15 protein-coding genes are annotated in these 12,618 nt (G+C 61.1%); 6 read left to right on the forward strand and 9 right to left on the reverse strand.

What is annotated here, in order from left to right; translation table 11 throughout:
- Nucleotides 1-4: 4 nt before the first annotated feature.
- Nucleotides 5-223 carry a hypothetical protein gene (locus tag ICI42_RS03310; protein WP_188163091.1) on the reverse strand — a complete coding sequence of 73 codons (219 nt, stop codon included), beginning with the start codon at nt 221-223 and terminating at the stop codon, nt 5-7.
- Nucleotides 224-678: 455 nt separating this feature from the next.
- On the opposite strand from ICI42_RS03310, the gene ICI42_RS03315 reads away from it, so the two are divergent.
- Nucleotides 679-1,788 (forward strand): helix-turn-helix transcriptional regulator, encoded by a 1,110-nt coding sequence (locus tag ICI42_RS03315; RefSeq protein ID WP_188163092.1) that lies wholly within the window; start codon nt 679-681, stop codon nt 1,786-1,788.
- A 312-nt stretch (nt 1,789-2,100) separates the two neighbouring features.
- On the opposite strand, the gene ICI42_RS03320 is transcribed toward ICI42_RS03315, so the two are convergent.
- From ICI42_RS03320 to ICI42_RS23910, 5 genes are all read right to left on the reverse strand, one after another.
- Nucleotides 2,101-2,322, reverse strand: a complete 222-nt coding sequence (locus ICI42_RS03320; protein ID WP_188163093.1) for a hypothetical protein — start codon at nt 2,320-2,322, stop codon at nt 2,101-2,103.
- A gap of 21 nt (nt 2,323-2,343) precedes the next feature.
- Nucleotides 2,344-2,655, reverse strand: a complete 312-nt coding sequence (locus tag ICI42_RS03325; RefSeq protein WP_188163094.1) for a hypothetical protein — start codon at nt 2,653-2,655, stop codon at nt 2,344-2,346.
- Nucleotides 2,656-2,718: 63 nt separating this feature from the next.
- On the reverse strand, nt 2,719-3,336 hold the full coding sequence (locus tag ICI42_RS03330) for a ribonuclease D (RefSeq protein ID WP_188163095.1): 618 nt from the start codon (nt 3,334-3,336) through the stop codon (nt 2,719-2,721).
- 100 nt (nt 3,337-3,436) lie between these two features.
- Nucleotides 3,437-4,825 carry a M20/M25/M40 family metallo-hydrolase gene (locus ICI42_RS03335; RefSeq protein ID WP_188163096.1) on the reverse strand — a complete coding sequence of 463 codons (1,389 nt, stop codon included), beginning with the start codon at nt 4,823-4,825 and terminating at the stop codon, nt 3,437-3,439.
- A gap of 337 nt (nt 4,826-5,162) precedes the next feature.
- Entirely contained in the window at nt 5,163-5,297 is a 135-nt protein-coding gene (locus ICI42_RS23910) for a hypothetical protein (RefSeq protein WP_269140746.1), read from the reverse strand.
- A gap of 24 nt (nt 5,298-5,321) precedes the next feature.
- On the opposite strand from ICI42_RS23910, the gene ICI42_RS03340 reads away from it, so the two are divergent.
- Together ICI42_RS03340 and pncB are read left to right on the forward strand one after the other, a co-directional pair.
- Complete coding sequence (locus ICI42_RS03340; protein WP_188163097.1) at nt 5,322-6,716, forward strand: MATE family efflux transporter; 1,395 nt, start codon at nt 5,322-5,324, stop codon at nt 6,714-6,716.
- Between the two features lie 116 nt (nt 6,717-6,832).
- The gene (gene pncB, locus ICI42_RS03345) at nt 6,833-8,137 is read left to right on the forward strand and encodes a nicotinate phosphoribosyltransferase (RefSeq protein ID WP_188163098.1); all 1,305 of its coding nucleotides are present in this window, start codon (nt 6,833-6,835) and stop codon (nt 8,135-8,137) included.
- 31 nt (nt 8,138-8,168) lie between these two features.
- On the opposite strand, the gene ureG is transcribed toward pncB, so the two are convergent.
- On the reverse strand, nt 8,169-8,804 hold the full coding sequence (ureG, locus tag ICI42_RS03350; protein ID WP_188163099.1) for an urease accessory protein UreG: 636 nt from the start codon (nt 8,802-8,804) through the stop codon (nt 8,169-8,171).
- Between the two features lie 33 nt (nt 8,805-8,837).
- Complete coding sequence (locus ICI42_RS03355) at nt 8,838-9,299, reverse strand: urease accessory protein UreE (protein ID WP_188163100.1); 462 nt, start codon at nt 9,297-9,299, stop codon at nt 8,838-8,840.
- A gap of 279 nt (nt 9,300-9,578) precedes the next feature.
- Between ICI42_RS03355 and ICI42_RS03360 the strand changes: the two genes are divergently transcribed.
- The 3 genes from ICI42_RS03360 (at nt 9,579) to ICI42_RS03370 (ending at nt 11,815) form a co-directional block, all read left to right on the forward strand.
- The gene (locus ICI42_RS03360; RefSeq protein WP_188163101.1) at nt 9,579-9,833 is read left to right on the forward strand and encodes an acyl carrier protein; all 255 of its coding nucleotides are present in this window, start codon (nt 9,579-9,581) and stop codon (nt 9,831-9,833) included.
- A gap of 1 nt (nt 9,834) precedes the next feature.
- A complete protein-coding gene (locus tag ICI42_RS03365; RefSeq protein ID WP_188163102.1) occupies nt 9,835-11,046 on the forward strand; it encodes a beta-ketoacyl-[acyl-carrier-protein] synthase family protein in 1,212 nt (403 codons plus the stop codon).
- A gap of 64 nt (nt 11,047-11,110) precedes the next feature.
- Entirely contained in the window at nt 11,111-11,815 is a 705-nt protein-coding gene (locus ICI42_RS03370; RefSeq protein WP_188163103.1) for a glutathione S-transferase N-terminal domain-containing protein, read from the forward strand.
- Nucleotides 11,816-11,840: 25 nt separating this feature from the next.
- Here ICI42_RS03370 and ICI42_RS03375 read toward each other — a convergent pair whose 3' ends face one another.
- The gene (locus ICI42_RS03375; protein WP_188163697.1) at nt 11,841-12,461 is read right to left on the reverse strand and encodes a nucleoside triphosphate hydrolase; all 621 of its coding nucleotides are present in this window, start codon (nt 12,459-12,461) and stop codon (nt 11,841-11,843) included.
- Between the last annotated feature and the right edge of the window lie 157 nt (nt 12,462-12,618).

Raw genomic sequence — 12,618 nt, forward strand, 5'->3', positions numbered from 1 at the left:
AGCGTTACTTCTGCAATTTCTGCTGTTCCTCGACCACCAGCGCCTGCCCCCGACAGCGGGTCGACACGGCGTAGTGTCCGGACACGCGGATCCGGTCGCCAATGGCGATATCGCTGCTAACCCCGATGACAGAATGAAGCTGCCCGTCGTCGCCGCGGATTTGAGGGCAGTCGACGGCGTTGCCGCGAGACACATAAACGCCCGTTATTTCGGTCGAATTCATTGCGGGCGAAACCTTTCGGACCATTTTCGCAGACTGCTGGTAGGCGGGCGCTATCGACCCCGCCGAAGAAGGCGCGAAGGCCGCGCACAGAAAAATCGACTGAATCGCAAAGATCATCGTCAAGCGCCTGGCTGACACTTGAGCCCAATCCGTTCGCCGAGAGAGTGACGGACGAGACAGCACGGTCATGGTCCTTCCGAAATGATCCCACCAATTGCCAGGCATCATTCGGCTACAAGATTGACTGGTTCCCATGATGGATTACTCTTGCAATGTTTCATGAATATGCCGCACCTCCTGAGTGAGTAGAGTGATCCGCCAAAAGGCTTAGCTTGTCGCCCGATGTTGATGCGGCCCGAGTTTCAGACGCCGGCTTAGGAAATCTTCAAATTCTTCCAGCGGGCTTAAGTTTACCTGACCGAAAATTGTAAACCCTGATGGAATTCTGAACGGATATGTCAGAAGATCTTGTCGAACGCATTTATGAAGCCGCCTTCATTCCAGAGCATTGGCCGGATGTACTGCAGACACTAAGCGAGCTCTCAAACTCGGCAGCCGGCGGCGTCGGTATTATCGATAATCCCAAAACCCCGAAATTCGCAGCCACGAAGCTGATCGAACCCGTGCTTGAAGCGATCACGAGCGAAAATGCCTGGCCAGAATGCGATATTCTGAGACAGATGATGACGCAAATTCCCCCGGCCACCTTCGTCTACGATGCCGACTATTTCCCAAAAGAAATTCTGGATGGAAACCGTGTGCGCACCGACAGGACCCGGGTCATGGGGATCGGCGGGCAGGTCGGCACTTTTATCACCTTCCCGACCGGTGAAGTTGTGCTTTTCGCCATGGAACGCTGGCTGGCTCACGACCGACCCTCACCGAATGAGCTTGTCGCACTCAACGCTGTAAGGCCGCATCTGGCCCGCTCGGGCGTTATTGCCGCGCGCTTGCGACTGGAACGGGCCCAGACGATGACCTCTACCTTACAAAGGCTTGGCCTGCCGGCTGCCGTATTGAGCAGTTCCGGCCGCGTGCTGGCGACCAATGAGAGCCTGGACGCGCTCGACGATGTCTTTTTGCCCGCCGCCTTTGGCAAACTGTTCATCGCCGATGCCACAGCCAATCGGCTCGTGCAGGAGGCGATCTCCGCTGATGCAAGCGGGTCGTTCTTGTCGTTACGCTCGATACCGGTACGCGGCAACGGTCCCGTACCGCGCTGCGTGGTCCATGTGCTGCCGGTTCGGAGATCGGCGCATGACGTCTTTTCCAATGGGGATCATCTGGTCGTCGCAGCCGTTCCGAGACATCCGGGGCCTGCTCCGTCAGCCGATCTGATCGGAGCGCTGTTTGATCTCGCGCCTGCCGAGGCGCGGCTCGCGATTGCTATTTGCAGCGGGAAAACTTTACAGCAATCCTGCGCCGACGCAGGCATCAGCTACAGTTCGGGAAGAACCTATCTGGAGCGGATTTTTCAGAAGACAGGCGTTCATCGTCAGAGTGAACTCGTCGCCCTGGTAAGCACAGCAGCACCTTTGTCTGCGGACATCGCCAGCGACGCATAGTGGCGTAGGCAAGCTCTCGAAAGGTAAATTTATCACAAGACCTTTGTTGGCGAATGAGCGTGGGCCTTCAGCCTTATGAGCATGACATGGAACAACGGTCTACTTCTTGGACAGATTGATGTCCCAACTCGCCCAGATCAAGAACACCATAATGGTTAGGATGAAAGCGTCGAACACTCCGAAATGAGTCAGCATAAACATGGTCTATCTCCTCCGCAGGCCTCCAGTCCCGCACAAAGACAATGCTGCGCGAGGTGGGATGGTTCCATGAAAGGAGTTGAGGGTAAGGCGTGGTCTACGACCGACTGTTAGTTATTCGTCCGACTCGAGCTCTTCGCCCGGCTCTGGCAGCCAGGAGTGCGGCTCGATGCGCTTCTGGGTGTCGCTGTCGACATAAGCCCACCAGCCGGTGCCGTTGTCGTCCGAACGAAACTGGGCGAGGGATTCGTTTTCGACTCCATCGCCACTGGTCCAGCGCACGGTGACCTTGGATCCGTCACGCGGCGCGCCGGAAATGGGTCTTGGACCTGCCATGGACGCCTCCGTCAAGACGACTTATGAGCGGCGCGACATGAGGCTCAGGAGCAGTCCGGCGACAGCGACCCCGATAATGGCGGTAGCGACCGGATTGTCCCGCGCCGTCTTTTGAGCGACCCGTGTCTGCTTACGGATGACCGGCATGGCGTCATACACGCGACTGGCGAGTTCGTCGTAGATTTCCGATGCGCTGTCGCGGGTCTGCGCTGCGGCCCGGGAGCCTTGGCGGGAAAGGATTTTCTGCAAGGAGGCCATTTCCTTGCTCAAACGTGCAACCTGCTCATGCAGGCCGTCTTCTACAGTATCGCGAAACCGGAATATGCTCGACATGAAAACATCCTTTCAAAATCTGGACGTTTGCAAACGGCTCCTGGGCGAAATGGTTCCCAATCCTCAGCTATGGGCGAAGATATCGGTCTCCGGCCAGCCCATCAAATCCAGCTTCGAACGCGTCGGCAGAAACTTGAAGCAGGCTTCCGCCTCCTCGACGCGGTCCTCGCGCTGCAGCCGCGTGGACAGCGCATCGCGCAGGCGATGCAGGTAGAGCACGTCGGAAGCGGCATAGTCGAGTTGTTCGGGCGATAGTATCGCCGCTGCCCAGTCCGAGGATTGCTGTTGCTTGGAAAGGCCAACGCCCAGCAGTTCCGAACAGATGTCCTTCAACCCGTGCCGGTCGGTATAGGTGCGGGTCAGCCGCGACGCGATCTTGGTGCAGAAAACGGGTTCGGCGAGAACGCCGAAGGCCTGGTACAGCACGGCGATATCGAAACGGCCGAAGTGAAACAGCTTCGTAATCTTGGGATCCGCCAGAAGGCTGACCAGATTTGGCGCCTGTTTTTGTCCCTTGTCGATCTGGATGACGTCGGCGCTGCCGTCGCCCGGCGAAATCTGCACCACGCACAAGCGGTCGCGATGCGGGATAAGGCCAAGCGTCTCCGTGTCGATGGCGACGGCATCCACATTGTAGTGGTCGAGATTGGGAAGGTCGTTACGGTGGAAGCGGATCGTCATGTCGTTCTCCGGTCGCGGCGTAGCCTCTCCTCGCCGCGATTGCGTTAAAAATCAACTGAAACGGGCAAAGCCCCTGAAAATTCGTCGTCCATCGCGACTCTTACCGGGTTAGCGCTTCGAGAATGCGCGCCCAGGATCGCTGACCCTTGTGGAAGGACGTCAGCTCGTATTTCTCGTTTGGTGAGTGGATGCGGTCGTCGGAGAGACCGAAACCGACCAGCAGCGATTCCATGCCGAGAAAGGTCTGGAAATCGCCGACCACGGGGATCGAGCCGCCCATGGCGATCATCACCGCGGGCTTTTGCCATTCATCGGACAGGGCATCCTTTGCCTTGGCGAGGAAGGGGGAATCGTAGGACAACTGGATTGCCGGCGAGCCGCCATGCGGATGGAATTCCACGCTGCAATCCGCTGGGATGCGGGCTTTGACGAAATCGCGGAAGGCCGCGCGAACCGCGTCAGGGTTCTGCTTTTGCACCAGCCGGAATGACACTTTCGCCGAAGCCTCCGAAGCAATGACCGTCTTGAAACCCTTGCCGGTGTAGCCGCCGATAATGCCGTTGAACTCAGCCGTCGGCCGTGCCCAGGTCAGTTCAAGCACCGAGCGGCCTTTTTCACCCGACGGAATGGACAGGCCGACCTGACCGAGGAAGCTTTCAGCCGTCTCGCCCAGCCCGTTCCACGACTCGAGAATCTGGGACGGGGTGTCCTCAACGCCGTCATAGAAGCCCGGAATGGTTACCTTGCCGTCTTCATCGTGAATGTCGGCCAGTACCTTCGCCAGGATGCGGATGGGGTTTGCAGCGGCACCGCCGAACTCGCCCGAATGCAGGTCGCGGTCGGCCGCCTTGACGACGATCTCCTCGCCAACCAGGCCGCGCAGGCCGGTCGAGATCGCCGGCGTCTCAGCGTCCCACATGCCGGTGTCGCAGACCAGGGCGAAATCGGCCTTCAGTTCCGCGGCGTGGGCCTTGAGGAACGGCTTCAACGACGGCGAGCCGGATTCCTCTTCGCCCTCGAACAGCAGCGTGATGCGCGCGGGCAGCGCGCCATGCACCTGCTTCCAGGCCCGGCAAGCCTCCACGAACAGCATCAACTGACCCTTGTCGTCGGATGAGCCCCGGCCGGTAATGACCTTCCGGCCCGGCGACAGTTCCTTGACGGCAGGGTCGAACGGATCGTCATGCCACAGTTCGAGCGGATCGACCGGCTGTACGTCATAATGACCATAAAACAGCAAATGCGGCGCCTCAGGCGACGGCCCTTCATGATGCGCCACCACCATCGGATGGCCTGTCGTATCGCGGACGCTGGCCTCGAAGCCAATGGTCTTCAGATCGGCCACCAGCCATTCGGCTGCCTCGCGCACATCGGCCTTGAAGACCGGGTCAGTCGAGATCGACTTGATGCGCAACAACGCAAACAGCCGCTCGAGGCTCTGGTCGAGATTTTGGTCGATACGGTCGAGGACGGGCTGGATGACGGACATGGAAGGCCTTTCGGTTCGAAGGCCCGCACCCTAGAACTGTCCGAGCATAAGGAAAAGCCTTGCGGGTTGGGCCAGCCTCGGCTCACTGGATAAAAAAGTGCCGCCGTGGCGGAGGGGAACCACGGCGGCAACTTCTCTAAACGAGGCGGCAGCCCGGAGAGGGGGATGAGGCTGCCGCTGTGTCCGGTATAGGCGGGGGACGGGCCGTACTCCGGACTCGGCGAAAACTGCCGATGACCTGTATTTGTGGCTGTGAACGTGGCGATTCAAGGGCGTGAAGATTACACTTTTGTAACGAACCCGTGATCCACTGAAGAGCCGCCCGATACCGCTCTTTTCAAGTGGAGGTTGGCTCAACCGATTCCAGACCGAGAAGCTTGCGGCCTGCCGCTTTTTTCGCCAAAGCGATGACCAATGGAGCAGAAATTCCGATTTCTGCTGGTGTTGCGGTGCGCAGAGCAAAATTCTGCATCGTTTTCCTCGAAAGTTTGAGACCATGGCCATCAACGACGCGGGAGTGAAGGCGTCCGGACCATCTCTGTTCGCATCGTTCCGGGCAACGCTGGCGCTGAGCTGGCCGATCATGCTGACCAATCTCGGCCAGACGGCGATGACAGCCACCGATGTGTTGATGATGGGCCGGCTCGGATCGAAGTCGCTGGCCGCCGGCGCGTTGGGCTCGAACCTCTATTTCGCGCCGCTGATCTTCGGCCTTGGACTGATGCTCGCGACATCGCCGATGATCGCCGTCGAGATCGGACGACGCCGCCATTCGGTCCGCGACATCCGGCGCACGGTGCGACAAGGTCTCTGGCTGGCCATCGCGGTCTCGGTACCGATCTGGCTGCTCTTATGGAACACCCAGCATATATTACGCCTGATGGGACAGGATGCCGAGCTTTCCGCTATGGCCACCTCCTATGTGAGGGCGCTTCAATGGTCGGTTTTGCCGTTCTTCGCCTATATCGTGCTACGCTCGTTCATTTCGGCGCTGGAACGGCCGGGCTGGGCGCTCGCGGTGGTCTTCGGCGCAATCGGCTTCAACGTTTTGGCGAACTGGTGCCTGATGTTCGGCAATCTCGGCTTCCCCGCCCTTGCGCTGCCGGGGTCCGGCCTGGCGACCACGCTGTCCAGCACGATGATGTTTACGGGTCTTGTCATTGCGGTCTGCACCGACAGGCAATTCCGCCGCTACAGGCTGTTCGGGCGGTTCTGGCGCGCCGATTGGCCGCGCTTTGCAGGACTGCTGGGCCTCGGTTTGCCCATTGCCGGGCTGATGTTGTTCGAAGTCACGATCTTCAACGCCGCGGCCTTTCTGATGGGGCTGATCGGCGCCGATTCGCTCGCCGCCCATGCGATTGCAATCCAGATCGCCTCGCTCACCTTCATGATTCCGCTGGGACTCGGCCAGGCCGCCACCATTCGCGTCGGCCGCGCCTTCGGTGCAGGCGACCGTCTGGGCATTGCCCGTGCGGGCTGGGTCGCCTATGCGCTGGGGGTCGGCTTCATGGCTGCCATGGCGCTCGTCATGCTATTGTTTCCGCGCGTTCTGATCGGTGCTTTCATCGATCTCGATGCGCCGGAAAACGCCGGGGTCGTTCGCATTGCCGTCGGCTTTCTCGCTTTCGCCGCTCTGTTCCAGATCGTCGACGGCGCGCAGGCAGTCTCCAGCGGCATGCTGCGCGGCCTGAACGACACCAAGGTGCCGATGCTGTTCGCCGCCCTTGGCTACTGGGGCGTCGGCATGCCGCTCGGCGCTTTACTGGCTTTCCATTTCGAGCTGGGCGGCAACGGCATCTGGATCGGCCTGTTCTCGGGACTTGCGGCGGTCGCCACCCTTTTGCTGCTGCGCTGGCTCAGGCGCGACCGGTTGCTTGCAGGGATGCCCTGACGGCAAATGCTTTTTTGACTGGTCCAGGTGAAAGCCGCGGGCGCGCCTGACAATTCGATGCTATAGGCCTTGGCGGACCTGGCCATGCCGGGTGGAGGAGATGTCTGGAAGGCGACATGGCAAGAACTGATATTGCGCGGCGTGTTTACAACCATGCCTGGAAGCTCGACCCGATCGTCCGCAGCCTTCTGGATACCGACTTCTATAAACTGCTGATGTTGCAGATGATCTGGGGCATGCACCCGGAGGTCGAAACGACATTCTCGCTGATCAACCGCGCCACATCGGTACGGCTTGCCGACGAGATCGACGAGGGAGAGCTGCGCGAACAGCTCGACCACGCCCGGACGCTGCGCTTCTCCAAAAAGGAAATGATCTGGTTGGGCGGCAACACGTTCTATGGCCGCAAGCAAATCTTCCAGCCGGAATTCCTTGCCTGGCTGGAGAATTTCCGCCTGCCGGACTACGAGCTCGTCCGCCGCGACGGCCAGTATGAGCTGACCTTTTCCGGACCCTGGGTCTACACCACGCTTTGGGAAATCCCTGCGCTCGCCATCATCAACGAGCTGCGCTCGCGCGCGGCGATGAAGCGGTTCGGCCCGTTCGCGCTCGACGTGCTCTATGCCCGCGCCAAGGCCAAGACCTGGGACAAGACCGAGCGGCTGAAGAAGCTGCCGGAACTGCGGATTTCCGACTTCGGCACCCGCCGCCGTCACAGCTTCCTGTGGCAACGCTGGTGCGTGGAAGCGCTGAAGGAAGGCATCGGCGAGGCCTTCACCGGCACATCGAACGTGCTTCTGGCCATGGACAACGACCTCGAAGCGCTGGGCACCAACGCGCATGAACTGCCGATGGTCTATGCCGCTCTCACCGATACCGACGAGGACCTGGTCCAGTCGCCCTACCGGGTGTTGCAGGACTGGCAGCGCTATTATGGCGGCAATTTGCTGATCGTGCTGCCCGACGCGTTCGGCACGGCCTCCTTCCTGCATCACGCGCCCGATTGGGTTGCCGACTGGACCGGCTTCAGGCCCGACAGCGCCCCGCCCATCGAAGGCGGCGAACGCATCCTCGCCTGGTGGCGTGAGCGCGGTAGGGATCCGACACAAAAGCTGCTCATCTTCTCCGACGGTCTCGAAGCCGAGACGATCGAGGAAACCTATCGCCATTTCGAAGGCAAGGTGCGCATGAGCTTCGGCTGGGGCACCAACCTGACCAATGATTTCGAGGATTGCGCGCCGACCCCCGTGGACGGCCTCAAGGCCATCTCGCTGGTCTGCAAGGTCACCGAAGCCAATGGGCGGCCGGCGGTGAAGCTTTCGGACAATCCGGCCAAAGCAACCGGCGACGCCGGCGAGATCGATCGCTACCTGCGCGTCTTCGGCGGCGAGGAACGCGCCGAACACGCCGTCAAGGTCTGAGCGACGGACCTGCGAAACCGTGCGACGCCATTCAGGCGGCGCGGCGCTGGCGCAACCCGCCATTCTCGACGATGAAATCGACGATCTCCTGAACGCCCTTGCCGCGTGAAAGATCGCTGAAGCCGAAGGGGCGTTCGCCGCGCATGCGGGCAGCGTCCGTTTCCATCACATCGAGATCGACGTTCACATAAGGCGCCAGATCGCTCTTGTTGATGACCAGGAAGTCGGAGCGCGTGATGCCCGGCCCGCCTTTGCGAGGGATTTCTTCGCCCTGGCAAACCGAGATGACATAGAGCGTCAGGTCGGCGAGTTCGGGGGAAAAGGTCGCCGCGAGGTTGTCGCCGCCCGATTCGATGAAGACGATGTCGAGATCGGGAAACTTCCGGTTCATCTCGGAGATGGCCTGCAGATTGATCGACGCGTCCTCCCGGATCGCCGTATGCGGGCAGCCGCCCGTCTCCACGCCCATGATGCGGTCTTCCGGCAGCGCCTGCAGCCGGGCCAGGATCATCGCGTCTTCCTTGGTGTAGATATCGTTGGTGACGACGGCGAGCGAAAATTCGTCGCGCATGGCCTTGCAGAGTTTCTCGGTAAGGGTCGTCTTGCCCGACCCGACGGGGCCACCGATGCCGACACGGAGCGGACCGTTCTTCGAAGTCTTGGACATGCGGAGGTCTCCAGCAAACGAGGACCAGCTTTGTCAGCCGTGATGATGATTGTGATGGCTATTGCCGGAATAGGCGCCGCGCACCGGCACAAAGGTCTCCTCGACATCGGTCACCACGGCGCCGAGACCCTCGAGCATCGCCTTGATGACATGGTCGCGCAGGATCAGGATCCGGTCGGCTTCGATAGAAGCAGCCAGATGCCGGTTGCCGATGTGCCAGGCAAGCTGCGACAAATGCACCCCGTCCCGCGCCCGGATGTCGTAAAGCGGCTCGCTGGCGGCCACGATCCCGGCAAGGCGGCCGTCATCGAGCCGGAGCGCATCGCCGGTCTCAAGCACCGCCGGCTCGGGCAGGTCGACAAACACGCGGTCGCCGCCGGAAAGCTGAAAGACCCGCCGCCGGAAATGACGCTCGTCATGGGCGAGCATGACGGTGTCGTAAGGTGTTTCGCCGTTCAGGGCATCCGCCCGAACGAAACTGGCTGATTTCAGCAATGCGTCCCTCTTCCTGCTGCCCGTTCATCCTGTCTTTCGGGATACCGAAAAAAGCGGGGCTCGGAAAGTCCGACGCTGACGGAAGTGCCGCCGCGTTCGCGCAAAGCGGAAGAGGGCCGGAAGATAGCCGGTTGCCACTGATGCTTTCCATTCATATAGATGGGGAACGATTGAGGCAGGGGCCAGTTTCCTGGTTTCGGGGCAGTTGCACCATTTCGAAGTCCATCTCGTAAATGGGCTCAGCGTGGCGACCACGCATAAAAACTTGGGGAAGGAAGTATGGCAGACACTCTGGCAACGCAGATCATCGACAAGATCAAGGCCCATGCCGAACCTGCGGGCGCCGAAATCACCCTCGACACGGAATTGACCGAGTTGGGGATTCATTCGCTCGAACTGACCGAAATCATCTTCGACCTCGAAGAGGATTACGACATCGAGATCGAGATGAACACAGTCGACGCCTGGGCGAACCTCAGGAACGTCGGAGATATGGTCGAGGCCGTTCGCCAGCTCATTGCGCAAAAATCCTGAGATGACGCGCCCCCGGATCGTCATAACCGGCGTCGGTGCCCTATCGTCGCTCGGTACCGACGTGCCCTCCACATGGAATGCCATGCGGAACGGTGTGTGCGGCATCGGCGAGATCACCACCGTCCCGCTGCATGAACTCAAGGTGCGCGTCGGCGCCGAGATTAAGGCGGTGCCGGATGCCGGTCTCGACCGCAAGCGGCTGGTGACGATGGATCGTTTCAGCGTGTTCGCCGTCCTTGCCGCGCAGGAAGCCCTTGCGCAGTCCGGCCTGATCGTTACGGAAGCCAACAGCCATCGCTTAGGCGCGGTTGTCGGCGCCGGCATCTGCGGCTGGGAGACGATCGAGGAAAATTATCGCGCGATCCTGCTGGACGGACGCAGCCGCGCAGGCATCTTTTCGATTCCCCGCGCCATGACAGGTGCACCTGCGGGCCAGATCAGCATGCAGTTCGGCCTGCGCGGACCGGTCTTCGGCGTCACCTCGGCCTGTTCTTCGGCCAATCACGCTTTTGCCTCCGCCGTCGATCAGTTGCTGCTCGGCCGCGCCGACGTGATGGTGGCGGGCGGAACCGAAGCTCCGCTGTTGTGGGGCATTCTGAAAGGCTGGGAAGCCCTTCGCGTTCTGGCGCCCGAGACCTGCCGGCCGTTTTCGGCCGACCGCCAGGGCCTCGTGCTCGGCGAAGGAGCCGGCATGGTGGTTCTCGAAACGCTCGATCACGCCCAGGCGCGCGGCGCGACGATCCTCGCCGAACTGGCAGGCGTCGGCCTGTCGGGCGATGCCGTCGATATCGTAGCGCCCTCCGTCGAAGGCCCGGCCGCCGCGATGCGCGCCTGTCTCGCGGATGCCGGCCTTGCCCCGGAAGAGGTCGACTACATCAACGCGCATGGCACCGGCACCAAGGCCAACGACCAGATCGAGACGCAGGCTATCCGCCGCGTTTTCGGCAAGCATGCCGACAGTCTTTCGGTGTCGTCGACCAAATCGATGCACGCCCATTGCCTCGGCGCATCGGCGGCGATCGAACTGGTCGCCTGCGTCATGGCGCTGCGCGACGGTATCGTGCCGCCGACCGTGAATTATCGCGAACCGGATGCGGATTGCGATCTCGACGTTACGCCGAATGTCGCCCGCGCCCGTCCGCTGCGGGCCGCGATCAGCAACAGCTTTGCCTTTGGCGGCACCAACGCCGTCGTGGCGCTCAAGGCCGTCTGATCGGCGGCCATTCGAACTTTCAGACCCATCCGCCGATGGGCGAAACAGGCCTCAAGGAGCACCCATGTCCGATCTGTCAGCGTTCCCGATCACCAAGCAGTGGCCCGCGCAGCACCCTGATCGCATCCAGCTCTATTCGTTCCCGACACCGAACGGCGTGAAGATCTCGATAGCGCTGGAAGAGACCGGCCTGCCCTACGAGGCGCATCGGGTCGACATCATGAAGAACGAGACCTGGACACCGGACTTCCTGTCGCTGAACCCGAACGGCAAAATTCCATCGATCATCGACCCGAACGGTCCCGGCGGCACGCCCTTGGCCTTGTTCGAATCGGGCGCAATCCTGACCTACATCGCCGAAAAATCCGGCATGCTCATGCCGAAGGACCCAGCGCGGCGCTATGAGACGCTGCAGTGGGTATTTTTCCAGATGGGCGGCATTGGCCCGATGTTCGGCCAGTTCGGTTTCTTCTACAAGTTCGGCGGCAAGGCCATCGAAGACAAGCGTCCGCTGGAACGCTATCGCGACGAGAGCAAGCGTCTGCTGGGCGTCATCGAGGGCAGGCTGCAAGGCCGCAAATGGATCATGGGCGACGACTACACCATCGCCGACATCGCGATCTTCCCCTGGGTACGCGGCCTGCGCGACGTTTACGAGGCCACGGACATTCTGGAGTTGAAGACCTTCACCCGCACCTTCGAATGGGTCGACCGCGCCATGGCGCGCCCGGCCACGCAGAAGGGCCTCAACATACCGCCGCGCTCCTGACGCACGAGCCCGCGGCTGACGGCCGTCAGTCGCGGACCTCAAGCACCAGTCCGGCCTGAGCGCGGGCATTCAGCACTCGGTCGACATTCGGCATGTCATTGCCTGCGATCCAGGCGCGGGCATCGGCTTCGCTGCGGCCATGGCCGAGCCAGCGCCGCATCAGCCGTTCCTCGAGCACCGCGCGGGGGACATCGACGAAGATGCTGAAGTCGAACAAGGGCGCCAGCCTGCGCCAGGGATCTTCGTCGAGCAGCAGGTAATTGCCTTCGACCAGTATGAATTTGGCGTCGGAAGCGACGATGTCGGCCGCTGCCCGCGACAGCTCCATGCTACGGTCGAAGACCGGTATCGCAATATCGGGTTCACCGGATCGGATCCGCTTCACCAGGGTTTCAAAACCGGCGAAGTCGAAGGTCTCGGGCGCGCCCTTGCGGGACCTTAGGCCACGACGGTCCAGGATCGCGTCGTCATAGTGGAAACCGTCCATCGGGACCACGACGGAAGAGCCCTGCGGCAGAACGTCGTGGAGGGCTGCCGACAGCGTCGATTTCCCCGCGCCGGGCGGCCCGGCAATCGCCACCACGTAACGATCCTTGTGCGCGGCCTGTTTGAAGATTTTGGCTGCGATGCTGGCAATTTCCGACATGTCGTAATCCTCCACGCCCATATTGCCGCGCCAGCGCGAGAAACTCAAATCCTCGTGAACGAAAGCTTTGCGAAAGGCATGTATGTCAGAGTCCCGAAGCATGCGTCGCTTCGCCCCTCCCAGGATCGAGTGGACGCATTGGCAGGCGTATATTAAA

It is taken from the genome of Oryzicola mucosus (assembly GCF_014534685.1).
Lineage (GTDB): Bacteria > Pseudomonadota > Alphaproteobacteria > Rhizobiales > Rhizobiaceae > Oryzicola > Oryzicola mucosus.

Coding starts and splice junctions, on each gene's coding strand:
- ICI42_RS03310 (WP_188163091.1), bottom strand. CDS start 223: ATGAATTCGACCGAAATAACGGGCGTTTATGTGTCTCGCGGCAACGCC.
- ICI42_RS03315 (WP_188163092.1), top strand. CDS start 679: ATGTCAGAAGATCTTGTCGAACGCATTTATGAAGCCGCCTTCATTCCA.
- ICI42_RS03320 (WP_188163093.1), bottom strand. CDS start 2,322: ATGGCAGGTCCAAGACCCATTTCCGGCGCGCCGCGTGACGGATCCAAG.
- ICI42_RS03325 (WP_188163094.1), bottom strand. CDS start 2,655: ATGTCGAGCATATTCCGGTTTCGCGATACTGTAGAAGACGGCCTGCAT.
- ICI42_RS03330 (WP_188163095.1), bottom strand. CDS start 3,336: ATGACGATCCGCTTCCACCGTAACGACCTTCCCAATCTCGACCACTAC.
- ICI42_RS03335 (WP_188163096.1), bottom strand. CDS start 4,825: ATGTCCGTCATCCAGCCCGTCCTCGACCGTATCGACCAAAATCTCGAC.
- ICI42_RS23910 (WP_269140746.1), bottom strand. CDS start 5,297: ATGCAGAATTTTGCTCTGCGCACCGCAACACCAGCAGAAATCGGAATT.
- ICI42_RS03340 (WP_188163097.1), top strand. CDS start 5,322: ATGGCCATCAACGACGCGGGAGTGAAGGCGTCCGGACCATCTCTGTTC.
- pncB (WP_188163098.1), top strand. CDS start 6,833: ATGGCAAGAACTGATATTGCGCGGCGTGTTTACAACCATGCCTGGAAG.
- ureG (WP_188163099.1), bottom strand. CDS start 8,804: ATGTCCAAGACTTCGAAGAACGGTCCGCTCCGTGTCGGCATCGGTGGC.
- ICI42_RS03360 (WP_188163101.1), top strand. CDS start 9,579: ATGGCAGACACTCTGGCAACGCAGATCATCGACAAGATCAAGGCCCAT.
- ICI42_RS03365 (WP_188163102.1), top strand. CDS start 9,835: ATGACGCGCCCCCGGATCGTCATAACCGGCGTCGGTGCCCTATCGTCG.
- ICI42_RS03370 (WP_188163103.1), top strand. CDS start 11,111: ATGTCCGATCTGTCAGCGTTCCCGATCACCAAGCAGTGGCCCGCGCAG.
- ICI42_RS03375 (WP_188163697.1), bottom strand. CDS start 12,461: ATGTCGGAAATTGCCAGCATCGCAGCCAAAATCTTCAAACAGGCCGCG.